A 26647-nucleotide genomic window follows, 5' to 3' on the forward strand; every position below is an offset into this window, starting at 1 on the left:
ACGAGCTTTCTCAGGTGGGCTTGGGTGGCTCCATCCAGTTTTCGGGCATCAGGTTTTGTCTTCATGCCCATATAACGCACCACGCACTATTTGGTGCACACGTCAGTAACTCCGTCCGACACGACGTGGTCCGTGTGGATGGTGGGCGAAATCGGCCCGTTGGCAAGGTGTTTTCTGTCAAAAAGCTTACGGAGCCGTAGCGCGCCGGTATCGGCGTATGTCGAAGTTCAACGTCGCTTTCAGAATATTGATAAGGAATCCATATGTAAATGAAAGGGAGTGAAATGTAGTGGCTAACCTCTCAGTGGAACAGAATCCTGCAAGGAGCGCGTCATGTCATTTGTCATGTACCGGTCATCGTATTCATTGCGAACCCTTGCGTTCGCGACGGTGTTGGGATTTGCGTCAATCGGCACTGCACAAGCCGATTCTGGAACCGAGCCGCTTGGGGCGGTCTACGTTCTTTCGAACCAGGCGTCCGGAAACTCGGTTCTGGTCTATTCACGGTCCACGGACGGAACACTGACCTATGCGGCCAGCTACTCGACGGGCGGAAAAGGGACAGGCACGGGAGGCGATCCGCTGGGCTCGCAGGGCGCGCTGACGTTGGAGCCAGGCTTTCTGCTCGCGGTGAATGCGGGCAGCAATGATGTTTCGCTGTTCGCGATCGACGGCAACAAACTCACGTTGCTCGACAGAAAGCCATCGGGCGGTCAAATGCCCGTGAGCGTGGCAGTCAAGGGGCCCATCGCGTATGTGCTCAATGCCGGCGGAACACCGAACATCAGCGGCTTTTATGTCGATGCGTTCGGCAAGCACCTCATCGCGTTACCCGGCTCGCAGCGGCCGCTTGCTGGCGGAACCACCGCGCAGCCGGCGCAGGTCCAGTTCGCGCCGGAAGGCAACGAGTTGCTGGTGACCGAGAAGGGCACGCAACTCATCGACACGTATTCCGTTGGCTTCACGGGTTACGCGTCGACTTCAACGCCTCACGCCTCAAACGGTGTCACGCCGTTTGGATTTTCCATCACGACACGTGGTTACGCAGTTGTTGCCGAAGCCGGGTCCGGTTCGGTTTCTTCCTATGATGTCGAGGACGGCAAGCGACTTACTTCGATCACCGCGGCGATTCCGCTGGGCCAGCACGCGCCTTGCTGGCTCGTGACAACCGGCGACGGGCGCTTTGCCTATACCGCCAATGCCGGCAGCGGCACCATCAGCAGCCTGCAGGTTGCAGCGAACGGTACGCTAACTTTGCTCAATCCGGCTGCGGGCACGCTTAGCGCGCCGCTCGACATGGCGCTCAGCAGCCGCAGCAAATTCCTTTACGTGCGGGAAGGCAACGGCGCGGTGAGTAGCTTTCGCGTGATGCCTGATGGCGCGCTCGAATCGCTTGGTTCGGTTACTGGCCTGCCACCGGGCGCGCAGGGGATTGCGGCGCGCTAGGCCCGTTACTCGCAATACGCATGGCAGCCCGATTTCTTCCGGGGCATAAAGTGGAAATCGGGCATTGCTGCCCGCGCGCGGGTCAATTTAACCAGCGTTTGCGCCACCGGCACCGTCATGCGGGGCTGCCGGACAATGGACGGTGGGCAGCATAATTTTCCTTTGTATCATCCAGCCACGATAAATCGGCAATAAATACTGGTTATTTGATGGTCGCTTTAAAACATTTGACAGCGGCCCAATCGCCTGATATTTTCGCCCCGATTTATCGTGTACGCATTAAATGCGCCGCCTATAATCGGCGGCTGCGCGGCAGTCAATCTAAAACGCATATTAACGAATTCCTACCGGGGAGCAGGTCGTGAACTTTCCCGCCATCCAGCGCGTATTTATCGGCGCCTTGCCGTCGCAGAACACGCGCCCGTTCCGACTATATTGGCGAGCCTCGCAAACCGACCTGTCCGGTTTAATATTTCTCCAGCGGCTGGATATTCGCGAGGATTTATGCGGGGGCATCGAAGGACGGCTCTCCTGCATCTCGACCAGTAACGGGATTGCGCTCCAGAATTTCCTGGGCCAGCCGGTGACGATTCAACTGGTCACCGATGCGGGGACACTTCAGTCGATTTGCGCGATTGTCACCGACGCACATGAAGGCGAGTCCGATGGTTCACTCGCCACGTACCAACTGGTGGTTCGCGATGCGCTTTCGATTCTCGAGCGCCGCACCAATACCCGGATATTCCGCAGCAAAAGCACGCTGGATATTATCCAGACGCTGGTTCGCGAATGGCGCACCAGAAGCACTACGCTCGCCGCCACGTTCGATATCGACGTCTCTAAACTCGATGCATCGAAATATCCAGCGCGTGAGCAAACCCTGCAGTTCGAAGAATCGGACGCGGATTTTATCCGGCGGCTGTGCCGCAGGGATGGCATCTCGTGGTTCGTCAAAGCGGGGGGCGGACAGGGCGGCTCGGACCTGAGCGAGCAGCCGTTTCACACACTTGTCTTCTTCGATAACGTCATCAAGCTCGATCAGGCGCCGGCGGGCACGGTGCCGTATCACGCCGATGCGGCCATCGGCATGAATGACTCGATCACGCTGCTTACTACCGGACGCCAACTGGTGGCGGGCTCGGTGCGCCGAGTCAGCTGGGACTATAAGCCGAGCCAGATGGACACGCTGCAGGCGCCGACACGTGTCGACCAGGGCGCGGCGGGCAATGATCTCGCGCGGCTGCTCTCGGACGCCCGGATCGACTCGCCGCACATTGCGGACTCGCCAACCGATAACCAGCGTCTGGGGCGCGCCCGCCTGATGGCGCATGGCGCGCAGGCCGTGCGCATGGACGGCGCGAGTGGCGTGCGCAACCTCGCGGTGGGCACGTGGGTGTCCGTCACGGGGCACCCCGAGCTGGACCGCTTGCAGGAGGTCGATCGACGCGTGATCGTCACCTCGCTTCATCATCGTGGCGAGAACAATCTGCCGAAGGATTTGAACGAGCGCGCGCAATCGCTTTTCACCGCGAGCCGGTGGTCGTTCGACGCGCCGCCGGTGTCGGTGGAAACGCATATGCGCCCGGCAACCATCGACGGCTCGGAGTCGAGCCGATACGAAAACACCTTCAACGGTGTGCCGCGCGGCACGCCGCTCACGCCGGTGTATGACCCTCGGGTCGACTTGCCGCGCGTCTATCCGATCACGGGCGTGGTGGTCGTGCCCGACGGTGAAGAAGTGCATTGCGACGAGTACGGACGGATCTTCGTGCAGATCCAGGGTCTCGACGAGGCCGACCACGCGCATGCGAGCGGTGCGGGCACGCAGGGCACGCCGGCCGATAGCGCGGCAGTGCGGGTGCTTGGCGGATGGGCGGGCGAGAACTATGGGCAGCATGTGCTGCCGCGCGGCGGCATGGAGGTGCTGCTCGACTTCATGAACTGCGACCCTGACCGGATGTATGTCGCGGGCGTGTTCGCCAATGGGCAGAACATGCCGGCTACGTTCAGCCGCACGGGCGGGTTGCCGGGGAATCGATTTCTCACCGGCATGCGGTCCAAGGAGATTCAGGGGCAGCGCTATAACCAGTTGCGCCTCGATGACACGCCTTCGCAGATTAGTGCGCAGTTGGCGAGTGAGCATGCGCATTCGCAGTTGAATCTTGGGTATCTCACGCAGCCTCGTAACGATGGGAAGGGGGAGGATCGCGGGGAAGGGGCGGAGTTGAGGACGGATGCGGCTGCGGCCGTGCGGGCGGCGCAAGGGATTTTGCTGACGACGTATGCGCGGTCGCAGGCGAGTGGGGGGCAGTTGGATCGTAATGAGTTGGTCAAGCTTCTGGGCGAGTGCACGGAGCTCTTTAAGTCGCTGGGCGATTACGCGAGTCAGCACGGTGGCCAGCCAATCGACACCGCGGGGCAACAGGCTGTCGCAAGCACTTTCAAGAGTTGGTCGCCTTCGAGCGCAGGCACGAGCGGCACGGCGAGCCCGGACGCACTCATGGCGTTCGGTGCGCAGTCCGGTTCGGTGAATCTCACGCCGAAGACGCATGTGACCTATGCCGGCGAGAATATCGACCAGGTCGCGCAGCAAAATTTCCAGATGACGAGCGGTCAGAGACTCGTTGCGCATGCGGGCAAAGGGATGCAGTTGTTTTCCATGGCAGACGGCCTGACCGCTATCGCCAACCAGGGCGACGTGTCGATCCAGGCGCAGGCGGGTGACGCAGTCATGCAGTCGCAAAAGAATCTCCATCTGGGGGCGACGAAGGATGTCTATATCTACGGCGACAAAATCCATCTCGTGGCAGCGGACGGCAGCTATCACACAATCGGCGGCGGCCATGAAATCGGCTCCAGCGGTGGACTCAAAGTAAAGACCGCTGGGCATTCGTTCAATGGCCCGGCGACGGAGTCCGCTTCGCCGCCGAGTTTCGGCAGTGATGGCACGAAGCAGCGCTTCAAGCTCCATTACCCCGGACATACGGAGGATGCGCCACAACTGGCCGCGAATCAGGCCTACAAGATCACCATGAGCAATGGGCAGGTGATACAGGGCACCTCTGATGTGAAAGGCATGACGGACCTTCTGCAAGACGAAGTCATGCGTATCGCCAGAATCGATATTTTGAAGAACCCGCTCTAAGTGCGCGTGAGGACGTAAACGCATGAGTGCCACCGAACAAACCGTGACCGCGAGCGCGAGCGCCGTCACCAATCCGAAGTACAACGATCAGCCACGTTTGGTCGAGGTGCCGGCAGACCGGCCCGGGATCGTGATTTTTCTGCACGGTGTGAACGATCCGGGTGCCACCTATGAAAAGGTGGAGCGGGGCATGTGCGAGGGCCTGAACTGGCGCCTTGATCGTACCGACCTCAAGCCCGGCGCGTATGGGGCCGTGTGGAAAGTCGCGAAGGAGGACCAGGCCAAAGCTGCGAAGAACGGAGCGCCGCTCAGCGACGATACGGCGGCCGTTGTCTACGATCCGGACACGTTCCTTTATAGGCGAACCGAAGATCAGCAGACAAACTCTATGTTCTTGCCTTTCTATTGGGGCTATCGCGCTGCCGATGGCGAGATCGCGAAGGACAAGAGTGGCCAGCCCGTCGTGTTGCGAAGCCAGCATCAAGATGCTCAAGGAAACCGGCTCGATACCCACTTCGCCAAAGAGGGCGGATACTTCGACAACGCGACGAATAACCTCCCGGACATGTACGGGGAGGGTTTCAAGATCGATGCGAAGTCGAGCGTGGCGAGACACGCAACGGATCGATATACCTATATTGGCAACAGTCCGAAGCGGTTGTACTTCGTGCTGGCCGCGCATCGGCTCGCGGCGCTGATCCGCGAGATCCGCCAGGCCAGCGGAGGCCAGGGAACGTCGGACGAGACAATTACCGTGATGGGCCACAGCCAGGGCACGCTGATTACGCTACTCGCTCACGCGATTCTCGCTAAAGACAACGTTCGTCCTGCCGACAGCATCATCATGGTCGATAGTCCCTACGCGGTCTGGGAGAACGGCGACGAAGAGCAAACGTCACAGGCAAAGATCAAGACGCTCGGAAACATCGTCGAAACAGTTGCCAAGGCGCGTCACAACCAGCCGCCGCTTGCCGATCTGTCCTCGGCCAATAGCGATGTGAAGCATAGGGGGCGTGCGGGTCCCAAATGGTCTCCGGCACAAGGTATGCGTCCGCTCGGCCCTAATGGCGCCGACGTCAAGTTCGCGGAGCGCGACAATCGCGGGCGGGTGCACATGTATTTCGTGACCGACGATCAGGTGGTCGCGCTCGATAACATTCGCGGTATCGGCACGTACGGACTGCCGGATACGGTGAGGGCTCCCGCCCTCGGGTCTGGCTCATGGGGGAAGAAGATCGACCTTCCGGCAATGGATGCCATCAGGAACGCCCAGGAGCGCTATGGGTTCTATCAGCGCTTCTGGACGAAACTCAAGCGCGATGGCCAGCCCGTGCCGGTGGGGCTTGCGCCGCAAACCATCAAGATTCGCGAATCCAGCGAGGCGCGCTATCCGGGCGGAAACAATATTGCTTCGGCCGTGAGCCAGCATCCGTACCGCAACCTGATGAACAACGATGGCCGTGACGGGAGCCTCGATCGCTGGATCAATGGCGAGCAGATCGACCCCCCGTGGTTTCCCAACCTTTTTGGCGGCGAGACGCTCGATAAAAAAGGTAACCCCAGCGGCTTGCTTCCGGTCGATCCGGTTGCTGTGGATGTCGCGCTGGGCAACCCCATGGCGAGCTATGACTGGCGAGCGCTGGACGGAATTCCGGATACGGTGCTCGTAATGTCGCGCCAGGCGCCCAGTAGGGTAGCGCAGGGGCAGCCCGTCAAGCAGTGGTACAACAGCGGGAAACTGGACATCAATGACCACACGTCCGATGTGGTGTCGTTCGACGACGGTCAGAATTTCTATCGTCGCGAGACGCCTAATGAGGTTCGTGAGCGGCTGACCGGAAAGGACGCGACCGCGAACAACTACCATTCCGGCATCTTGAACGATTCCGACAACGTACGTGCTGTCGCTGCGATGGATGCTGCGGTCGGCCAAGCTAAAACGCTTGACGATCCCGATTGGCGAGCGGCATTGATCGCGCTTGCGGACTGGAGAACTGACTGGGGAAGGACGTCCACCAAAGTCAAGGCGATCTACGAGACCAGGTTCAGCGATGCCGCCCGCAATCTTGCAGACGCTACATTCAAATATTACTCGTCCGGAGTTTTTCCGGACGAATCGCTGGTGCCTCGCACCTGGCCACCGCTCGTCGCTAGCCAGACAAAGGACGAGCGCGAAGAAGGCAAGAACGATCCGGGGGTGTTGGCATGAAAAGCGCGAGACTTCCTCGTCCATGGGGCTATCTTGCATTGTTCGCGATGTGGTCGGTCGGCTGGTCGGCATACACCATGACGGGCAATCTCAACATAGGGTCCACAACGGGAATTGAGGCATCAGGAATGGTGAAAACACTGGTTTGGGGCATTTTGGCCGGCGCCACGTGCGTGGCGTTGCTGTTCTTCGGTACGTTCAAGGTGCGCTCGGCGAACGCGGCAACGGTAGGCGCCGCAGGCCAGCCCGAATCGAGCAGTATCCCGTTGACGGCCACCGGTACCGCTCTCGCAGGCGGTCCCATTGCTGCGCCCGAGTTGCTCGAGTTGCGGGCAGTAGGCATCCGTGTCGACAAGTGGGCGCAGACTCAAGTATGGGATATGTTGAAGAAGCAGACGGACGCGTATCGCAGCGTGCTGCCAACGGACGCCGGCAGCTATGCGGCGTCTCGCGACCTGGTTCAGGACCAGGCCGGCCGGGCGCTGGGCTCGTCGTTCAAATATAGCGCGGGCGAGGGCGTCGAGCGCTGGCCGGTTCCCGTCATCATCTTCGGACCGCCCAAGGCTTCCGATGTCGACAACAAGATCGCCAACTTCATTACGACCAACCGCCAGGCGGCGAGCCTCGCGCAACACATGTTCCTGACTGCGCAGGCCGTCAACGTGACGAATCCGCAAGCGCAGATCGACTACCTCTTCGACTTCTTCGCGAAGAACCCGCAAGTGCCGCAAGTGCTGATCTACGGTTTCGACGGCGCGGCGGTGCGCACCTGGTTCGAGCACGTGTCCCTTCCCGAAGGGCAGTACGTGCCGTCCCAGTTCGATGCGATGGTGGGGTTGCTCGTGTCGCGCACGGATCGGGTCGATGCGTACATGCGCCCATTCGTTAGCGACGACCCTGAAGGGGCGGGTCCCGACGACCGGCAATACGATACGATCAAGCTGGCCAACTTCTTCTGGAATGTCAATTCGGAGCCGAAGCCCGGTCTCGACGTATCGCCGCCGAGCGTGGAGCATTGGCAGTCGAAGCTGCCCTTGCTTTGGCAATCGCTGGACAACAAGGGCCCCGGTACGTTCAAGCCCGACTCATGGTTTCCCGCGCGATGGGCGCGCTGGCAACTGGATGAATTCGACCGCGAACCGATGCTCGGCTATCTGCACAAGCCGGTTGCCGTTCGCTTGACGGATGCAAACGGACAACCGCTGAAAGCCGCTGCAAAAGACGCCGCCATGCGCGAGGGCTGGGAAAAGGTGCAGGCGCAGTTGCCGAATAACGGCAAGGTGGCGCGGGTGTTTTTCGACAGCGTTGCAACGCCAACGGTGTTTCCGCTGCTGCATTCGCTCACGACAGAAGATGGTCTCGACCCGACCAGTATCACGGAGGGATTCGATGTCGGGCGTCGAATCGGCAACGTGGGCATTATGGGCTCGATGGTCGGCATCGCGATGTCCACTTTGGCCAGCTACGACCTTGGACAAGGTAGCGTAACCGTCAACATGACGCCGGACGGGCAGCTTCATTTCATCCTCGTGACGCCGCCGGACGAGGCGGAGAAGGCTGCGAACACGGAGCGCCGTCAATTACCGGCGGATCCTTTCCGGCATCTCATGCCCAGAGTGTGATGCGAATAGCAAGCATCAACCATAATGTTGACGACTGGAGGCGAGTGCTATGACTAGACCGTTCATTTGCGTCGGTGATGCACATACTCATGGTGGCGTGGTGGTTAGCGGGGCGCCGAGGTCCGACATCGACGGCAAGCCGCTGGCCCGGATCGGTGACAGAGCGATCTGTCGAATTCACGGCTCGGTTGTGATCGTTTCCGGCGATTCCAATGTCACGTTCGACGGCAAAGCCGTTGCGCGCGATGGCGATCACCTCAGTTGTGGCGCTTTGCTCATTGCCACTCAAAGAGACGCCGCCAGCGCGTAGCGGCGGGCCATTGTGTGCGCCACGGCCTACCCCCCACGTCCCACCCAAAGCACCTTGCCCAAATCCTTCGCAAGCAACTGATGCTCCCCCTCCGCAAGCTCCAATGGCAGCGCGTGCCACGGAATGGCAGGGCTGCGATGATGCTGCTGATGCAGGTTGATGTGATACGGCCACAGCAGCACGCGGCCGATCCAGCCTACACGCCACGAGTAAGTCCAGTCGGCCCATCCAGGCGTCGCGTGCGGTCCGCCGCTATGTTCGGCCATGCTGCGGATTTTCTGAATCATCACGGAGAGCGTCAGCAGCGGGCCGAACCACAGTGCGGCGATTTTCGCGAGCGTCGATGCCGTGCATGCCCAGGCGAGCACCGCCACTATCACGAGCCAAACGGTGGCGGCGCCATAAAACGGTGCTGATAGACGCACCCGCTTCGCGCCGGAGCGTTGATACGCAGCCATGTTGCGCACCATGTTCAGCACGAGCAGGTCGCCGAGCAGTTGACGTGCGAGGGCGAGTGCGCCGAGCGGGCGGAACCGCCACGGTTGGCCGTAATACAGGAACTGGCGCTCGGGGTCATGCGGCGTACCGACGTTGCGGTGATGTGCAAGATGCAACGGACGATAGAACTCGACCGGTACGAGCCCAGGTGCACCGATGGCCGCGTCGATCAGGAAGTCGTTGAGACCGCGTAGGCGGGTGAGATGATAATGCGTAGCATCGTGATAGAGGATGAACAGGGCATGCTGCCGGCTTGCGACGATCAACCCCGCGAGGACGTAGAGAGGCCACGCATCGAGCGCTACGGCCACACGCATCGTGACGAGAATGCAGGTCCATTCGAGCAGCAGCGCACCCGTGGTGCGCAGATTGACCTTGAGGCGCGCGAGCGTTAGCGTGGCAAATGCAGTGCCGAGTCCGACGGCGCCGCCGCCGATGACATCCACAATATGATGCTGGCCGGTGGTGAGTACCGTGATGGCCATTACCGCCGCCCACGGAGCGAACAGCAAGGCTGCGCGCTTGCGCATTCCGCCAAGCGTCACGGCAATCGCCACAGGCAGCGCGACATGTCCGCTCGGCGAAGCCGCTAGTGGTGCATCGATGTGCTGGAGCCATGCTATCCATGTTGCATCGGCGGCAGGCCGCACGATTGTGGTCGGATGGATAAGATGGCATAGCAGGCACGCGCCCGCCGCGCTCGCGCCAGCGAAAAAAGCCGGCACCAGCCAGTTGCGCGTGCGGCCGAACCAGACGAGAACCGGCATGATCAAGAGATAGCTCAGATACAGCGGGACCGTGGCCGGCACGATGGGAATGACCCGATCGAGCGCGCTGGGTGCAATGGTGTGAACCGGTCCGAACGGGAAGTGCGTGACGAAGCCGTAAAACACGCCCGTGGAGACGAGATAAGCGATTAGCAGGGCCCAGGGACGCGTGACAGGCAGTGCGTTGGCGTCCGCGCTCGGGGAGTCGTATGTCATGGCTGGAAACGCGCGAGTGACCGGCTATGATAACAAGCCGTCCGGTTTTAGAGGAGTTGGACTGATGAGTCTGCGCGCTAGCGCGGTTGAGCTTTCGGCCTTGCGCACCGAGGAGATCGAGCGTATGTACGCGCTCTACGCAGCGTCTTACTGCGACACGGCGCGGGAGCAGTTCGGCAAGGATCTCGACGACAAGACGCACTGCATCGTGCTACGTGGCCCAGATGACGTGATCCAGGGGTTCTCGACGCTCAAGCACTACACGACACGCTGGAACGGCTCGGCGATTCGCGTCATTTTTTCGGGCGATACCATCGTCGATCCTGCGCACTGGGGCTCGCAGCAACTCGCCTTCGCCTGGATCCGCCACGCGGGCGAGATCTGGCGCGAGGCGCCGGATTTGCCGCTTTTCTGGTTTCTGATCGTGAAAGGTCACAGGACGTACCGCTATCTGCGCGCTTTTGCGCGCGACTACGCGCCTCGCGCCGAGGTCCAGACCGATGACGACGCACGCGCGCTGATGGACCATCTCGCAACGGAGCGCTATGGCCACGCGTACGACTGCGAGACCGGCCTTCTTGCATTCGACGAGCCGCAGGGGCGTCTCGTGCCTGCGCTCGCGGAGATACCGGCCGCGCATCGCACGCTGCCGGAAGTCGACTATTTTCTGAAGCGCAATCCTCGATACACGCGTGGCGATGAACTTGTCTGCCTGTGCGAACTCAAGGCTTCCAACCTGCGGCCGCTCGCGCGCCGGCTTTTCGAAGCGGGTTGACGCATCGTGCTGATTCGCCAGGCCAATTCCGAAGACAACACGCGGATTCTCGAATTCCACGCGCGCCATGCGATGCAGGGGGACCTGCCGCTGCGCTTCGACCGCGCGCCCGACTACTTCGCGCTACACCGGTGCCACAGCTCCGAGCACGAGGTCTGGCTGGCCGAGGATGAACGCGAGGAGCTCAAAGGTGTTGCCAGCCTTGTCGTGCGCGATGGCTATCTCGGCGGTCACGCGCAGCGCATCGCGTACCTCGGCGATCTGCGGATCGTGCCCGGGCGGCGTCTGTCGCGCGAATGGACTGGCGTCGTGCGCGGGCGCCTCGAAGCGCTTCACCGCGAGTCGGGCGTCGAGCGCGCTTTCTGCTGCATGATTCGCGATAACCATCTCGCCGTTCAGTCGCTTGCGCGCTCGCGGCGCCCGGATCGATTGCGCTTCGCGCATTGGCATGGCTACGACAATGTGTCCGTCTTTGCGCGGCGTGGCTGGCGCCTGGATGCCCGTAAAAATTCAGGAATCCAGATTGTTGAGGCGCAGTCTGCGCACGCCGATGCGCTGCGCGCATTCCTCGATGACCAGTCGCGCGAGCAGCCGTTTGGCTGCGTGTTTTCGGAGCCGGAGTTCGCGCGGCGGCTACGGACGTGGCCTGCATTCGGCCTTGCGTCGTTTTTGCTGGCGATAGATGGCCGGGGTGCAATAGTCGGTTGCGTGGCGCCGTGGGATGCGGGCGCCATCAAGCGCATCGTGCTCGAACGCTTGCCGCCGCAGTTGCAGGCGATCCGTATGGCGTGCAACGCAATCGCGCCGGCCTTGGGCCGGCCGCGCATCGCCGCGCCGGGCGAGCCGCTGCGGGACGTCTATCTCACCCATCTTCAAGTGCGTGAGCGGGACCCGGCTGTGTTCGCTGCGTTAGTCGACGCTGCCTGGTCGCGTGTGCGAGGGTCTCACGCGTTGATGCAGCTTTGTCTTTTCGATGGCGATCCCTTCTGGTCCACCATGAATCGCTTCCTCTATACGCGCACGCCCATGGACCTGTACGTTCTGCAGACCCGCGAGGGGCGTGTGGACAGTTCGCAGCTCCGCGACGAGATTTCGCCTCAGGGGATGCCAGGATTTGAAATCTATCTGGTCTGAGCCGAGGTCACGTGCAAAAGATCCGCGAGCGCCAGCCAGAATCGGCCTGCATCGAAGCCGAGGCCGCCGAGCACTGGCTGACCGTGATCGAGTCGAGGCAGGCAAATCTGCGGGACGCCGGGCAAAACTTGATGCTCAAGATAGAACTGACCGTCGTGGGCACAGTCTGGCCGATACCCATTCAGCCGGGTGTGATGCGAATCGAATCGCGTGGCAGGCTCGATCGACCAACTGACCGCGTGGACGAGGTGCAACTCGCCTGGGATGGCGCGGAGCATCGCGGCGACGCACGGGTCGCGGTTGCTGCTAATGTCGCGCGTTCCTTGAGCGGTCCAGCGTGTGCGCATGAACCGGCGCGCAGCGCGTTCGAGCAGCGGCATGGGCGCACTGGGCGGGCTAAAGAGCTTGTCGATGATCGCCGAAGGGCCCACAGGCGGTTGAACGAGCGCGATGCCGGCACACCGGTTCATCAGTGCGGGATCGCCCACAAGCGCCGCGAGCGTATCGATCCCTCCCTTACTGTGCGTGAGCGCGATGAATGCTTCGTCGCGCGCGAGGCGCTTATGCAGCCACGCGGCGATGTGTTCGCCTTGTGTCATGACCGCGCGCGAAGAGCGCACGGGCACTGTCACGACGCGATAGCCGGCGCCGCCCAGCGCGCGCCGGGCGTCGCGATGGCAGCCCGGCAGGCATTCGGAGTAGAGGCCCGCAACGAGCACGACCGTCGTGGGCGTGGGCAGTCGTGCCTGCTGTCGGTTCCAGCAGTCGATGAAGCACTCGGTCCAGTCGAACGGTCCCGCATTGCGCGAGAAGGGCGTTGCGGGGTAGTGGCGTTGCCATTCGTCGAAGCCCGCCGGCGTCCACGCAGGGTGCTTCACGGACAACTTCCTGGCAAGGGCATAGCAAAATGGCGCCCTGAAGCGACGCGCATGTGTTGTATCCTCCCGAACAAACAACCGTTATTTCAAGGCTAATGCAAGCCAGAACCTCACCGTCGGCATCGATCTCCGCGGCGGCGCGCTACCGCCGCTATGATCGCGGCAATCTGATCGTCCTCGTGCTGCAGAGCATCGTGTGGGCCGGTACCCTCACTTGGCTCTCGCATACGCAGGCAGGGCCTGTTAAATGGCTGGTGCTCATCCCGTTTTGCCTCGTCATGCAGGGCGTTTTCTCGATGATGCACGAGACATTTCACGGATTCGCGCATCGTGATGCGCGTGTCAATTATATGATGATGGTGTGGGCTTCCACGATGTTTGGCGCAGCGGCGACGCTCATTCATGTGAATCATCTCGGTCATCACGTGCGCAATCGCACGCCTGCCGAACGCGCCGATTTCGCCATGCCCGGCGAATCGCTCGCGCGCAAGTGCGTGGAATATTACGCCGCGATTCTCGGCGGAATATGGCTTGGCGGACTCGCAGGCAGTATCGTGCTGGCGCTGTTACCCGCTCGTGTGACGCGGCGTCTCGCGCAAGACGGTGGTGACAGCACCTACGCGGTTGCGTTCGCGGAGTTCAGCGCAGCAGATTTCCGCCGCATTCGCTTCGAGACTTTCGCCGCTGTCGCCATGTGGCTGTGTGCGGGCTGGATGTTCGACTGGTCGCTCAGTGTCGTATTGATTGCCTACGCGGCCTTTGCGTTCTCGTGGTCGTCGCTGCAATGGGTTTATCACATGCGCACGCCGCTCGACGTTGTCGAAGGCACCTACAACATGCGCGCGCCTACGCCGGTGCGCTGGTTGTTCCTGAATTTCAACTACAACCTCACGCATCACAGACAGCCCGCTACGCGCTGGCAGGACATGCACGGGGTGTCGGACCTGCGCGAGACGCGTCCGCTGTGGTACGGCTGGCTCGCGATCTTCGCGCCGCCACGCCGGTTGCCAGACGATCTCTCGCAGCTCAGGAAAACCTACTTTTAATGGCCGAATCCGCTTTCGATCCTGCTGGCATCTGGCGAGCCTTTGCCCGCGCAGTGCAGCCCGATGTCGAATATTGGCTAGCCCAACTCGACGCGCCCGAACAGGCACAGTCGCAGCGGTTGATGGCATTGCTTGCGGCCAATCGCGAGACGACCTTCGGGCGGCAATACGGATTCGCGAGCATTGCGAGTCCGGATCAATTCCGCGAGCGCGTGCCAATGCAGGGTGCGGCCGGCTATCTGCCGTGGCTCGAGCGCGCGTCACGTGACGCGCAACCCGTATTGAGCGCGCAGGCTCCGCTGTTTTTCGAGCGCACGAGCGGCAGCACGTCACGGCAAAAGCTGATTCCTTACACGCCGGCGTTCCTGCGCGAAATGCAGTCGGCGATGGTCGTTTGGCTCGCCGACATGGTTCGCGTCTGTCCAGGGATTGCACAAGGCCGCGCCTATTGGTCAATGTCGCCTGCATTGCAGCCCGCGGGCGTCGCGCCCAACGGCATTCGCATCGGGTCTGCCAGCGATCTGGAGTATCTGGGTGGCAGCAGTGCTGCGGCGCTCGCCGCGACGCTGCTGGTGCCGCCCTTCAGCGGCAATCCTGCAACGTGGCGGTATGAAACGCTGCGCGCGATTATCGCCGACGAATCGCTGGCGCTTCTTAGCGTCTGGAGTCCGACTTTCCTTGGGAGCTTGCTGCGCCCGCTGTTCACGCCTGAAGACCCGAGTTGCGCGTGCGAACTCGCCGCGCTCGAAGCGGATCTGCCAGGGCCGCGCGCGGCGGCGCTACGCCGTGCGCTCGCCGATGGTCATTGCGAACGACTATGGCCGCGCCTCACTGCCATCAGCTGCTGGCTCGACGGGCCGAGCCACGGCTACGCGCAGGCGCTGCGTGCGCGATTTCCGCAGGCGCAGTGGCTACCCAAAGGCCTGTTTGCGACCGAGGGTGTGGTGAGTATTCCGTTTGGCGAGGCGCCCGATTGCACACTGGCGGTCGGCAGTCACTATCTGGAGTTCTTGCGCGACGACGGCCACATTTGCGACGTCTCGGCGCTCGCTCCTGGCGACGAGGCGCAGGTCTTGATGACAACCGGTGCGGGCCTGTACCGCTACGCGCTTGGTGATCGCATTCGCGTGACGGGCATGACCGCACGCACACCGCGCGTGACTTTCCTCGGCCGCGCGGCGGCCAGTTGCGACCTGGTTGGCGAGAAGCTCGACGAGAGCATAGTGAACGAGGCGTTGGCCCCGGCGCGAGCGCGCGGCGCAACTGCGTGCCTCGTACCGTTTCAGCAGGCGGATGCGCCACACTATGTTTTGCTGCTCGCGGGCGTAGAAGAGCACGCGGTTCAGGCGCTGCGCATCGAGGCCGAGCAGCGGCTTGGCCATATTTTTCACTACGCGCACGCCCGTCAGCTCGGGCAACTTGGACCGCTGCGCTCAAGGCGGATTCCCGGCGCGCAAGCGGCACTCGGCGACCTGTTGCAGCGCGCGGCCGAACGTACCGGCATGCGCGCTGGCGACGTCAAGCCGAGCGGACTGGTGACACGGCTAGCACTAGCCGAGGCCATGCTTGAGATGACCGAAGCGTGATGCAAGGACCAACGCCATGAGTAAGGAAGCCGTTGAAGAAGTCAGCGAAGCGCCACTCGCCACGCCCGGCCGCGAGGCGTGCCGACGTGTATGTGAATCCGGGGAAACAGATAAGGAGGGCGTGACGGATGGTTTGCGCGAACAATGGTTCGTCGCCTGCACCGAACGCGAATTGCTGCGCGGCAAGCCTCTGGGAGTGAGGATTCTTGGCATCGGCATCGTACTGTTTCGCGAGCAGGACGGCCGGATTGCTGCTTTGATCGATCAGTGCGTGCATCGCGGCACGCGTCTCTCCGCGGGCAGGCTGGACGGCGGCCAGCTTGTCTGTCCGTACCATGGGTGGCGTTACGACGGGCAGGGGCAGGTCGTGCACGTGCCGAGCATCGACGGCATGCGCGCGAGCACGACGGCAACGTCGAACTCGTATCCGTTCCGGCAGCGCGCGCTGCCGGTGCAGGCGCTCGATGGTCTCGTGTGGGTGTACCTGGGCAACGGGGATGCCTCGGCGCGCCCGGTGTTTCGTATGCCGATGCGGGAGCAGGCGCCGTGGCAGTCGTACTACATGATCAACACGTTCGATGGCGACATCTCCATGCTTGCGCAGAATTTCATGGATGTGCCGCATACCGTCTTTGTGCATAGCGGTATTTTTCGCAGTAGTCGCGGCAAGCTAATGGAGGCGACTGTCGCGACGACGCCGGATAGCGTGGAGGTCACCTATCACGACGGCGAGGACAGCATTGGTTTTGGCCTCGATTGGCTGACGAATCCCGACGGCGTGGCGCTTGAACACACCGACCGCTTCATCGCTCCGAACGTGACTCGCTGCGAGTACCGCTGGGGAAATCGATCAGGTTTCCTGATCGTCAGCCAAATTACGCCGATCGACGCGCGGCGCTCGCGCGTCTATACCTATATCGCGTACCGCTTCAGGCTACCCCGCTGGCTTCTGCGCGTGCTGCGGCCGGCGCTGCATCTCTATACGCATCTGGTTATCCAGCAGGACGTACGTATCATGCGCTCGCACAGGGAGGGGCTAGACAATGCTCCGGACTTCCGGCCGCACAACGTTCGTGCGGATGTCGTGCATGTGGCGATCGACCGATTGATCGACGCAGTAAAACGCGGCGAGCGTGTGAACGCTGCGCACCTCAGCGAGAATATGGTGCGATTCGAGCTGTAACCGGCACACTAAATCTTGCCGGCCGCCGAATCCGTTGAGGCCATACCTTGTGCGATGTGCGTTTGCAGATAGTGATGGACAGCAGGCAGATGCTCGAGCGCGAGCGCGGGATAAGCGTGGTGGACCTGGTGAAAGCCGATGTTGCGCGGGTAGAGCACGAGCTTGCCGAACCAGCCGAAGCCGAGTGTGCGGGTAATCGACCAGATCATTTCGGGTGTACGCTCGTCCAATTCCACGTGTTCATGCTCGAGCAGAACTCGGTTCGCATTCATGATGCCGCCGAGTATCCACGGCAGCCCGTAGTAGGCCATGAACGGCAGATCCCAGTGGACGACCGCAGCGATCGCCAACCAATACGCCACGCAATGAGGGAGATCGCGGCGCACACACGCAATGACTTCCGGATGGCGCGTCAATTCGGTGTGCGAGCGGTCTTGCAGGAAGCCGCGTGCGTACCATGAGCGGAAAGGCGGCCACGTCAGCGCGACTGGCGCCATCAAAGCGCGCAGCGGCCACCAGAGGGGGAGCAGCGCGCCACGCAGCATCATGACGCGGCGTACCCAACCGCCGCGCGCGGCGAGTTTGTGCAAGTAAGGGTCCTGCGGTGTGCCGACGGAGCGATGATGGCGCAGATGGTGGTAACGCATCGCGGCGATGGACGAGCCGATGGTCCAGCCTGCAAGCGCCTCGACGAGAACTAGCGGCAGCGATAACCGGCGCGCAGGGAGATGGCAGGCGTCGTGCAGAATAACGCCAAGCGACTGCAGACGGCCTGCGATCAAAAGCACGCCTGCCAGGTAAATGAACGGGTACGGCATGGTGTACATCGCCACCCAGCACAGCACAATGATCGCCCAGTCGATGCTGGCGTAACGCACGAGCCGCCACGGCCGGGCGCGTTCCACGAAAGGTAGCGCTAGCCTGAGTTCGGAGTGCGTCGGCAGACGGAACGAAGACATGGGGCGATGAGATGGGCGGTTATATGCGGTGGGCGACTCATGCGCGAGGGCGAGGTAGAAACATCAGTTCGCGCCCTGAAATATACACTAGTGGATTGCATCGTTGAGCTAGCACGCAAAGCTAGCCGGGACCCGGCAAGTTTCTCACGTTCAAGAAATTTGGCGGCACGCGCAGCTTATTGCGACAATATAGGCCGCACGCTGCTCTATGCGCGAAGGGTGGCTAACAGAACAGCTCAAGGTGGCCGATGTCCGACCTGAAAACCAGCTACGAACGCGAACTCCTCCTGCTGCGGCGCGGGCTTTCCGAGTTCGGCTCGCGCTATCCGCGCGTGGCTGGACGTCTGTCCATGACGGGCGAGCACTCGGAGGACATGCACGTCGAGCGGATGATCCAGTCCGCAGCGTTGCTCAATGCACGCGTGCGGGAGCGTCTCGAAGACGACGTGCCGGATTTCACCGCGCCGCTGCTCGAAGTCCTGTACCCCGAATTCCTGCGGCCGTTTCCATCGTGCTCGATCGCCTGTTTCGAGCCGAGCGCGGCTGTCGAGCGTTTGTCGAAGCCCGCCGTAATCAGGCGCGGCACACACCTCACGACTCGGCCCGACGCCTACGGCTTTCAGACCATCTACGATGTGACGCTTGCGCCGCTGCGTATCGACGAAGCGATCTATCGGTTGCCGTCCGCAGTGCCTTCCAGCGTGCAACTGCCCCAGGGCGCGAGCGGTGTCTTCTCGATCAGTTTTTCCGTGCGCCCGGAGGCAACTGCATTCGCCGACGCGATACCCGGCGTAGCACGGGTTTTCGTCGATGCATCGGGAATTGCCACCGCGTCGGTCATTGACGCGCTCATCCACAGGGCCGCAACTGCATACGTCGAGGTGGATTCGAGCGGGCGCTGGAGCGCGCTGGACACCGTACCCATTTCAGCCGTCGGCTTCGGCGATGAAGAGGCGCTGATCGAGCGTCCGGACGGGAGGCAGTCCCAGTATCGGCTGCTGCTCGAGTATTTCGCTTACCCCCAGAAGTTTCACTTCCTGGACTTTCATCTAGGCAAGCTTTCAAGTGGCCGGGCCGTGAAAAAACGGCTGACCATTCATGTGCCGGTCTGCGATATTCATCCCGATTCGGCTGCCGCAGCGTCGTTGATGGAATTGGCAGCGCGGAACTTCCGGATGGGCTGCACGCCGGTCGTGAATCTTTTCGCCTGCGCGGCGGAACCGATTGCGTTGAAGGACGTGACGCGTCCCGCCTATCCGCTGGTGCCACAGATCGTTACGCTGGCGGCCGCTGCCGTGTGGGCAGTGCAATCGGTGCGGCTCACGAGGGATGGAGACGGCAGTTCTTCATCCAGAGAGATCAAGCCGTTTTATTCGCTCGAGCATCATGCGGGCTTCGATGGCCGCGCGTCCCGAGGGCCGGTTCATTACTGGCTGGCGGTCCGCGAGGCTGGCGCTGAGTGGCATTCTCGCAATCAGGAGTGGGTTCTCTCTTTCGTCGATGGACGCGGTAAGGAAGCCGTGCCACCGCGCGACGAACAGATTGATGCCATTCTTGTTTGCAGCAACGGCGACTTGCCGTCGTCCATGCCGTGGGGTGAGCAACAGGGTGATTTTATTTACCCGGACAGATCGCTAGTGAGCAAGATCACGCTCCTGCACAGTCCGACCGATAGCACGCCGCGCCTGGTTGCACGCAAGCGCTACTGGAACGTGCTTCGATGCCTGGCCGCTGGGCCGTTCAGTCTTGACGAGTCCGGTCTGCCCGCGTTGAAGGCGCTGATGGAAGCTCACGTGCCCGCAGGTCCACAATCGGGCAGTCAGCAGGTTAATGCCATCGTCGGGCTGACCCATGAGGCCGCGACGGAGTGGGTCGTGGACAAGCTTCAGTCTCGCATGGTTCGCGGGCTGCGGGTGCGGCTCGCGGTCGATGAGGGGGCGCTGAGCGGGGTGCCGCTTGCTGTTTATGCGCGTGTGCTCGAAAGCGTGTTTATCCGGTATGCGCCAGCACATAGCTTCGTTAAGCTGATTATTGTTTCGGCCAACAATGGAGCAGAGATGGCTCGCGGACAGCTTTTGCCGGGTGAGGCGCCGCTTATTTGATTCAGGGGCGACAACCCGTTTAATTCATGCCGGTTACGCCCGTTGCGGTGTGGCGTAGCGAGGCGGCGAAGCATTTCAAGGGGGATATACGGGTCGGCTACGATCTCATGGTCGTGTGATCCGTTTATCGGGCGACGTTGGGTTCTTCCGCGTCGCCCGATGCGCTTATGCCTGCCAATACCGTTTCAATCCGAACACCATATTGCTGAACGGAATACCCAATCCTTCGTACACGGCCTGCGCTTCTGGCGCGGCATTGTCGGCAAGCAGTTCGACCGAGACCGTCGAATAGCCCACCGGAATCACGCCGGCCTGCACCATGCGGGCAACGCCGAGATCCACCTGAATCTGCGAGAAACCACCCGAGGCGTCGACTACCGCGTATGCCGTATATCCGTCGCGCAGTGCAGCAAGCGCGGGCAAGGCCAGGCATACATCGGTCGAGACGCCCGTGACGATGAGGTGTTGGCGGCCAGTCGCCTGAACGGCTTCGACGATTCGCGGTTCGTCCCATGCATTGACCGTCGTTCGTTCGATGACTGTGTGCGATGCCAGCACGGCAGCCAGTTCGGGGATCATCGGCCCCCACATGCTTTCGGTGGTGGTGGTTACCACGACCGGCACGCCTAGCGCGAGCGCCGCCCTGGTGAGGCCGACCACGTTATGTTTCAACTCGAGCGTCGCGATGTCTCGCACCCCGGTGTAAAGACCTTCCTGATGGTCGACGTGCAACAAAACGGCGTTGTGTCGGGTGAGCCTTTCTGCTGAGGTAAGCGGCTTGGCCATTTCACACTCCAAGAGCGGCGGGAATCCGTATTCTGACCCGGGGAGCTTTCATTCGGGTAATCGTACCGCCTGCCTTCACGAGGTGCGCTCGCGGTGACCGGAAGTGATTTCCTGCTTCGACCTACTTGGGGTTTACGGCAAGACAACTTCTGGTGGTCACGACAAAATCATTGTCGTCTTTTACGGGCGCGCCGTGCCGGTTAGCCTCCTCCTGACAATCCTGGAGGAAGACAATGAGTCAAGCATGGTGGCGCCTGAGCGCAACGGAAATGGCCGGCCTCGTCGCGCGCCGCGACGTGTCGTCGAAAGACCTCGTGGCAAGCAGCCTCGCGCGGCTTGAGGAAGTCAATCCGCATTTGAACGCGGTTGTGGATGTGCTTGCGCAGAGCGCGCTCGAAGCTGCCGCCGCGGCCGATGCCGCCGTTGGCCGGCGCGAAGCGCTTGGCCCGCTGCACGGGGTGCCGGTGACGGTGAAGGTGAACGTCGACATGGCCGGCTACGCGACCTCGAACGGCGTGGTCGCGTACAAGGACCTGATCGCGCGCGAGGACAGTCCGGTCGTGGCGAATCTGCGCAAGGCCGGAGCGGTCATCATCGGCCGCACCAACGCGCCCGCGTTTTCGTACCGCTGGTTCACCGACAATGATCTGTACGGCCGAACGCTGAACCCGTGGGACGCCGGCCTCACGCCGGGTGGCTCCAGCGGCGGCGCGTCGGCTGCGGTGGCGGCCGGTATCGGCGCCATCGCGCACGGCAACGACCTCGGCGGATCGATTCGGTATCCTGCCTATGCGTGCGGCGTGGCCGGGCTGCGTCCGACCACGGGGCGCGTGCCTGCCTACAATCCGACGCAAAGCCGCGACCGCACGCTCGCGGTTCAGCTGGCTTCGGTGCAGGGACCGCTTGCGCGCACGGTGGGCGATCTGCGGCTCGCGCTCGCGGCGATGGAGGGCGGCGATGCGCGCGATGCCTGGTGGATGCCGGTGGCGCCTACTCAGCCTGGCGCTGCGAACGCGGCGGCCTTTCCCGCGCGCGTGGCGGTGTGCGCACAACTGCCGGGCATTCCCACTGATAGTGCAGTAATCGAAGCGGTCCAGCAGGCCGCGCGCTGGCTGGAGGAAGCCGGCTGCGTGGTGGAGGAAGTGGTGCCGCCGCGTTTCGACGAAGCCTGCGACCTGTGGTTGAAGCTCGTGACCAACGAGTCGCTTGCCGGGCTGGACAAGATCATCGAAGCGTGCGGCGACCAGGCCCTGCGCACGGCATTCGGCAGCCAGCGCCGTATCGCGCCGCCGCTCGACATGGTTGGATACATGAACGGCCTCGCGCAACGCACGAGCTTGCTACGCGAATGGCAGGCGTTCTTCGCGCGCTATCCGCTGCTGCTGATGCCAGTGTCGTGCCAGGACCCGTTCGCCATCGACGCCGATCAGCAAGGCGATGACGCGATGCGCCGCATCTTGCAGGCACAGGGTCCGCTGCTCGCGACGGCGGTGCTCGGCTTGCCGGGGCTTTCGGTGCCGACGCCCTCGCGCAGCGGCATGCCCTCGGGCGTGCAACTCGTTGCGGGCCGCTATGGCGAGGCGCTGTGCCTCGCGGCGGGCGAGGCCATCGAAGCGCGTGCGGGCGTCTTCACACCGATCGATCCTGTCATCGCCACGCGTTGAGCGGCTGATTTTGTCTAGATACGCTTCGTAGGACTAACCGAACGCAATGCGATTGCCGCCGCCGTGGGTAGAGGCGGCGCGCGGCATGCTGCGCCATCACCCTGGAGCATACGATGAGCAGGACCTACGCCAATTGGCAAGACCGCGCCGCCACCCTCGCAATCGAGGGGCGCGCGTTTATCGATGGAGAACTGCGTCACGCCCGCGACGGCAAGACGTTTGCCTGCGAAAGCCCGATCGACGGGCGCGTGCTCGCACGCGTCGCCGATTGCGGCGCGGCCGACGTGGACGCTGCCGTGGCCGTGGCTCGCCGCGCATTCACGGCGCAAAGCTGGGCGGGGCAGAATCCGCGCCAGCGCAAGGCCGTGTTGCAGCGCTGGGCCGCGCTGATGCGCGAGCATCTGGAGGAACTCGCACTGCTCGAAACGCTCGACTCGGGCAAGCCGATCGGCGACACGATCCATATCGACATTCCCGCCGCCGCGCACTGTGTCGACTGGTACGCCGAGGCAATCGACAAAATCGGCGGCGAGGTTGCGCCGGTCGATCATCATCTGGTCGGGCTCGTGACGCGCGAACCCGTGGGCGTGGTGGCGGCCGTGGTGCCCTGGAATTTTCCGCTGCTCATGGCGGCGTGGAAATTCGGCCCGGCGCTCGCGGCGGGCAACAGTGTCGTACTCAAACCTTCGGAGAAGTCGCCGCTCACCGCGATCCGGGTGGCGCAACTGGCCATCGAGGCCGGCTTGCCGCCTGGCGTGTTCAACGTCGTGCCGGGTACGGGCGAAGCGGGCCGGCTGCTCGCGCTGCATCGCGATGTCGACTGCATTGCCTTCACGGGCTCGACGCGCACGGGCCGCGCGATCATGGAGTGCGCCGCGCAATCGAATCTCAAGCGTGTGTGGCTCGAACTGGGCGGCAAGTCGCCGAACATCGTGTTGCCCGATTGCCCCGATCTCGATCGCGCCGCCCAGGCCGCCGCCGATGCGATCTTCTTCAACATGGGCGAGGTCTGCACGGCGGGCTCGCGTTTGCTCGTGCATCGCGATATCAAGGACGTGTTCATCGATAAAGTGATCGCGGCGGCGCGGCGCTATGTGCCTGGCGACCCGCTCGATCCCGCCGTGACGATGGGCGCCATCGTCGACCAAATCCAGCTCGATCGCGTACTCGACTATATCGAATCGGGCCGCAGAGAAGGGCGCCTCGTTGCGGGCGGTGCGCGCGTCCGCGAGGAAACGGGGGGCTTCTACGTGCAGCCGACGGTTTTCGAAGTCAAGCCGGACGCACGCATCGCGCGTGAAGAAATCTTTGGCCCGGTGCTTTCCGTGATTGCGTTCGATACGATCGATGAAGCCGTATCCATTGCCAACGATACCGAGTACGGGCTTGCGGCGGCGGTCTGGAGCGCGGATCTTGCCACGGCGCACGAGGTGGCCAGGCGTTTGCGCGCCGGCACCGTCTGGGTCAATGGCTACGCCGACGGCAGCGACGACATGAACTTCCCGTTCGGCGGCTACCGGCAGTCCGGCAATGGCCGCGACAAGTCCTTGCACGCGCTCGAGAAATACACCGAATTGAAATCGACGATCGTGCGGCTGCGGTAATGAGGTAATGCGTTTGCGGTAATCCGCCCGCAGGCCGCACGCGAGGCCCGGGCGGTTCAGTGCATGCGCCGCTCAGTGCGAGCCGCTCAGTGCGAGCCGTTTATTGCGCGCCGCGTTCGCCGGCGTCGAGCGGCGCGTTCTTGAGCACGAGCGCGACGAGTTGGCGGCGGGAATCCACGCCCAACTTCTCGAATGCGCGCTTCGCATAGGTGTTGACCGTCGAAGCCTTCACTCCCATCGACTCCGCAATCGCCTGAGTCGTCATCCCGTTGATGAACGAAGAGCACACGTGGGCTTCGCGCGGCGTGAGTTTGCCGTGAAGCTGCGGCAGCCATTGTGCGAGCAGGTTGCGGTCCGTGGCGTCGGGCGCGGTGTCTTCGGGCGCCATCGCGCCGGCCAGCCGCCGGTGTGAGGCGGCTAGCGGCAGCACCACGCGGGCGAGGTGCTTGAGCAGACTCAGTTCCTTTAGCGAGAACGATGGCAGACGCCGCCCGCGCGCCATCGACATCGAATAACTCGTGCCGTTCACGATGCCTGCCACGACGCATTCGTCGTGAATGTCGGCGATGTCGTAAAACAGGTGCCGCAGTTCGGTCGCCACCTTCTGTGAGGAGACCTGGAGCACGCGCACTTCTTCCATCACGTCGATGCCGTCGTAGGTGACGTCGTCGTTCGCATAGTTCTGGTAATAGAGCCGCATGGTTTGCGCGACCAGCTCGCGGTCGCGGCCGAAGCTGCCGATCCAGCCCACGCTGCGGTGGGCTGACGAAACCCTTTCATAGTCGAGATGCACGGCGTCGCAATCGACGAAACGCACCACGTTTTCGTACAGCGCCTGAATGAATTGGGGGGAGCCGACGTGTTGCGCGATGTCGCCGAACATCTCGGTCACTAGCGCAAACTGGCCTAACTGCAGGTCTAAAACAGGATTCGCGGGGTCCGACACAATCTCTACTCGCTTCCAGAATAAGTTGGCGCTAGGGATACCACGAAAAATATTGCTTGCCTACGCGGATATCTCCGCAAAAGCCCGCCATTCGGGTTCGCGTTTGTCCCATTTTTGCTGGACAGACGGATAACGCCCCTGTCGATAAAGTTCATTCATGAGATTTTACGCGCCGCGGGCCAGGCAACGCCGCGCCGTCGATTCCCCCAGACAGGAGACTTCCCATGCTTGCCCGCTTCCGCTTCAGTACCGTTTCCGCCCTCGTGCCAGCCGCTCTCGCGGGCCTCGCGATCGTGGCGGCGCAGCCCGCCTGCGCCGGCGACACCGATCTCAATGTCTACAACTGGTCCGAGTACATTGCCAAGGACACCGTAGCGAATTTCCAGAAGCAAACGGGAATTCACGTGCGCTACGACAGCTACGACGGCGACGATACGCTCCAGACCAAGCTGCTAGCGGGCAGCTCGGCCTATGACATCGTGGTGCCCACTTCGAACTACCTCGCCCAGCAGATCCAGGCGGGCGTGTACCAGAAGCTCGACAAGTCGAAGATTCCCAATCTCGCGAATCTCGATCCCACGCTCATGAAGCTGGTCGCGCGCGTCGATCCGGGTAATCAGTACGGCGTGCCGTGGGCGTGGGGCACGACCGGCATCGGCTACAACGTGCAGGCCGTGAAGAAGCGGCTCGGCGACAATGCGCCGGTCAATAGCTGGGCGCTGCTGTTCGATCCGGAGAACGTCTCGAAGCTCAAGGGCTGCGGCGTGTCGCTGCTCGACGCGCCCGACGCCGTGTTCGCGGCCGTGCTTCAGTACATGGGCCGCAACCCGAACAGCAACAACCCGGCTGACTACCAGGCCGCCTACGAAGTGCTCAAGAAGATGCGCCCGTACGTGACGCAATTCAGTTCCGCAGGCTATCCCGACGACCTCACCAACAACGACGTTTGCGTTGCGCTCGGCTGGTCGGGCGACGTGGGCGTCGCGCGGCGCAATGCTACCGATGCGAAGAAGTCCTATGAAATCGACTATTTGAATCCGAAGGAGGGCGGCCTCGTCTGGTTCGACGTGATGGCGGTGCCGAAGGACGCGCCGCATCCCGAAGCCGCGATGAAGTGGATCAACTACATCGAAGATCCCAAGGTCAACGCGGACATCACTAACACGATCTTCTATCCGAGCGCCAATCGCGCCGCGAAATCGCTGGTCACGCCGGCCCTTGCACAGGACCCGAAGATCTACGTGCCGGATAGCGAGTTGGGCAAGATGACGCTCGCGATGCCGCGCAACGCCGATGTCGCGCGGCTGCAGAACCGCCTCTGGCTGCAACTGAAGTCGGGCGGCTAACGCTTCGCACGATAAGGCCGGTGGCTGGCGCGCGGTTCCCCGCCGCGTTTGTCGCGCCAGCGTCCCCGGCCCGCTTTCCCCGCTGACCCACGGCACACCGGTGCCGACCCGCATGCTCGCGCATGCGGTGGGGAAGCTCGTTTCCTGAAAACCGTGGTTTGCGTTTCCATCTGGCAGAGACAGCCATGAAAGAGAACAGAGTCGACCTGCACACGCCGCGCGACGCCTTCGTGCGCATCGAAAACGTCGTCAAGAAGTTCGGCGACAGCGTCGCCGTCAACAACGTGAGCCTGAACATCGCGAAGAACGAGCTCTTCGCGCTGCTCGGCAGCTCGGGCTGCGGCAAGTCCACGCTGCTGCGCATGCTCGCGGGCTTCGAAACGGCCACCTCGGGCAAGATCTTCGTCGACGGCGAAGACCTCGCG

The 26647-nt window shown here is 62.4% G+C and carries 21 protein-coding genes; 15 read left to right on the forward strand and 6 right to left on the reverse strand.

The genetic code is table 11. From position 1 onward, the window contains the following. The first annotated feature begins 333 nt into the window (after positions 1-333). The 5 genes from HV773_RS34595 to HV773_RS34615 all read left to right on the forward strand — a co-directional run bounded on the left by HV773_RS34595 (position 334) and on the right by HV773_RS34615 (position 8732). The gene (locus tag HV773_RS34595) at positions 334-1446 is read left to right on the forward strand and encodes a lactonase family protein (RefSeq protein ID WP_175198337.1); all 1113 of its coding nucleotides are present in this window, start codon (positions 334-336) and stop codon (positions 1444-1446) included. 361 nt (positions 1447-1807) lie between these two features. Further along, a complete protein-coding gene (locus HV773_RS34600; protein ID WP_246282619.1) occupies positions 1808-4591 on the forward strand; it encodes a type VI secretion system Vgr family protein in 2784 nt (927 codons plus the stop codon). Positions 4592-4613: 22 nt separating this feature from the next. After that, entirely contained in the window at positions 4614-6800 is a 2187-nt protein-coding gene (locus HV773_RS34605) for a T6SS effector phospholipase Tle3 domain-containing protein (protein ID WP_175198338.1), read from the forward strand. Between the two features lie 128 nt (positions 6801-6928). Continuing rightward, positions 6929-8422, forward strand: a complete 1494-nt coding sequence (locus HV773_RS34610; protein ID WP_175198339.1) for a type VI lipase adapter Tla3 domain-containing protein — start codon at positions 6929-6931, stop codon at positions 8420-8422. Between the two features lie 49 nt (positions 8423-8471). Continuing rightward, a complete protein-coding gene (locus HV773_RS34615; RefSeq protein ID WP_175198340.1) occupies positions 8472-8732 on the forward strand; it encodes a PAAR domain-containing protein in 261 nt (86 codons plus the stop codon). Positions 8733-8758: 26 nt separating this feature from the next. Here the strand turns inward: HV773_RS34615 and HV773_RS34620 are convergent, their stop codons facing one another. Next, the gene (locus tag HV773_RS34620; RefSeq protein ID WP_175198341.1) at positions 8759-10213 is read right to left on the reverse strand and encodes a fatty acid desaturase; all 1455 of its coding nucleotides are present in this window, start codon (positions 10211-10213) and stop codon (positions 8759-8761) included. Between the two features lie 64 nt (positions 10214-10277). Between HV773_RS34620 and HV773_RS34625 the strand changes: the two genes are divergently transcribed. Further along, a complete protein-coding gene (locus HV773_RS34625) occupies positions 10278-10988 on the forward strand; it encodes a hypothetical protein (protein WP_175198342.1) in 711 nt (236 codons plus the stop codon). 123 nt (positions 10989-11111) lie between these two features. Here HV773_RS34625 and HV773_RS34630 read toward each other — a convergent pair whose 3' ends face one another. Next, positions 11112-11432 (reverse strand): hypothetical protein, encoded by a 321-nt coding sequence (locus HV773_RS34630; RefSeq protein WP_175198343.1) that lies wholly within the window; start codon positions 11430-11432, stop codon positions 11112-11114. Between HV773_RS34630 and HV773_RS34635 the strand changes: the two genes are divergently transcribed. Beyond that, entirely contained in the window at positions 11418-12122 is a 705-nt protein-coding gene (locus tag HV773_RS34635) for a hypothetical protein (protein ID WP_175198344.1), read from the forward strand. The genes HV773_RS34630 and HV773_RS34635 overlap by 15 nt on opposite strands. Here HV773_RS34635 and HV773_RS34640 read toward each other — a convergent pair. Continuing rightward, a complete protein-coding gene (locus tag HV773_RS34640) occupies positions 12110-13000 on the reverse strand; it encodes a lipase family protein (RefSeq protein ID WP_246282620.1) in 891 nt (296 codons plus the stop codon). The two genes, HV773_RS34635 and HV773_RS34640, sit on opposite strands and share 13 nt — an antisense overlap. A 95-nt stretch (positions 13001-13095) precedes the next feature. Between HV773_RS34640 and HV773_RS34645 the strand changes: the two genes are divergently transcribed. Genes HV773_RS34645 through HV773_RS34655 form a run of 3 tightly spaced genes read left to right on the forward strand, consistent with a single transcriptional unit; the run spans position 13096 to position 16815 of the window. Beyond that, a complete protein-coding gene (locus HV773_RS34645; RefSeq protein WP_175198346.1) occupies positions 13096-14046 on the forward strand; it encodes a fatty acid desaturase in 951 nt (316 codons plus the stop codon). After that, positions 14046-15632 carry a GH3 family acyl-acid amido synthetase gene (locus HV773_RS34650; protein ID WP_175198347.1) on the forward strand — a complete coding sequence of 529 codons (1587 nt, stop codon included), beginning with the start codon at positions 14046-14048 and terminating at the stop codon, positions 15630-15632. The genes HV773_RS34645 and HV773_RS34650 overlap by 1 nt, the downstream gene beginning before the upstream one ends. 16 nt (positions 15633-15648) lie before the next feature. After that, positions 15649-16815 carry an aromatic ring-hydroxylating oxygenase subunit alpha gene (locus HV773_RS34655; RefSeq protein ID WP_175198348.1) on the forward strand — a complete coding sequence of 389 codons (1167 nt, stop codon included), beginning with the start codon at positions 15649-15651 and terminating at the stop codon, positions 16813-16815. An 8-nt stretch (positions 16816-16823) separates the two neighbouring features. Here the strand turns inward: HV773_RS34655 and HV773_RS34660 are convergent, their stop codons facing one another. Further along, entirely contained in the window at positions 16824-17774 is a 951-nt protein-coding gene (locus HV773_RS34660; protein WP_175198349.1) for a fatty acid desaturase, read from the reverse strand. Positions 17775-18022: 248 nt separating this feature from the next. Here HV773_RS34660 and tssF point away from each other — a divergent pair, with 248 nt between their 5' ends. After that, entirely contained in the window at positions 18023-19876 is a 1854-nt protein-coding gene (gene tssF, locus HV773_RS34665; RefSeq protein WP_175198350.1) for a type VI secretion system baseplate subunit TssF, read from the forward strand. A gap of 165 nt (positions 19877-20041) precedes the next feature. Here the strand turns inward: tssF and HV773_RS34670 are convergent, their stop codons facing one another. Beyond that, positions 20042-20662, reverse strand: coding sequence for an isochorismatase family protein (locus tag HV773_RS34670; protein WP_175198351.1), 621 nt, complete (start codon positions 20660-20662; stop codon positions 20042-20044). A gap of 233 nt (positions 20663-20895) precedes the next feature. Between HV773_RS34670 and HV773_RS34675 the strand changes: the two genes are divergently transcribed. Continuing rightward, positions 20896-22326 carry an amidase family protein gene (locus HV773_RS34675; protein WP_175198352.1) on the forward strand — a complete coding sequence of 477 codons (1431 nt, stop codon included), beginning with the start codon at positions 20896-20898 and terminating at the stop codon, positions 22324-22326. A gap of 113 nt (positions 22327-22439) precedes the next feature. Beyond that, positions 22440-23930, forward strand: coding sequence for an aldehyde dehydrogenase (locus tag HV773_RS34680; RefSeq protein ID WP_175198353.1), 1491 nt, complete (start codon positions 22440-22442; stop codon positions 23928-23930). 100 nt (positions 23931-24030) lie between these two features. On the opposite strand, the gene HV773_RS34685 is transcribed toward HV773_RS34680, so the two are convergent. Further along, entirely contained in the window at positions 24031-24813 is a 783-nt protein-coding gene (locus tag HV773_RS34685; protein ID WP_175198357.1) for a helix-turn-helix transcriptional regulator, read from the reverse strand. A 287-nt stretch (positions 24814-25100) separates the two neighbouring features. On the opposite strand from HV773_RS34685, the gene HV773_RS34690 reads away from it, so the two are divergent. Both HV773_RS34690 and HV773_RS34695 read left to right on the forward strand, forming a co-directional pair. Further along, the gene (locus HV773_RS34690; protein WP_175198354.1) at positions 25101-26222 is read left to right on the forward strand and encodes a polyamine ABC transporter substrate-binding protein; all 1122 of its coding nucleotides are present in this window, start codon (positions 25101-25103) and stop codon (positions 26220-26222) included. A gap of 185 nt (positions 26223-26407) precedes the next feature. Beyond that, positions 26408-26647 (forward strand): ATP-binding cassette domain-containing protein (locus HV773_RS34695; RefSeq protein WP_175198355.1); only part of this gene is annotated, 240 nt, incomplete at its 3' end.

The sequence above is a fragment of the Paraburkholderia caffeinitolerans genome (assembly GCF_902859945.1).
Classification (GTDB): domain Bacteria; phylum Pseudomonadota; class Gammaproteobacteria; order Burkholderiales; family Burkholderiaceae; genus Paraburkholderia; species Paraburkholderia caffeinitolerans.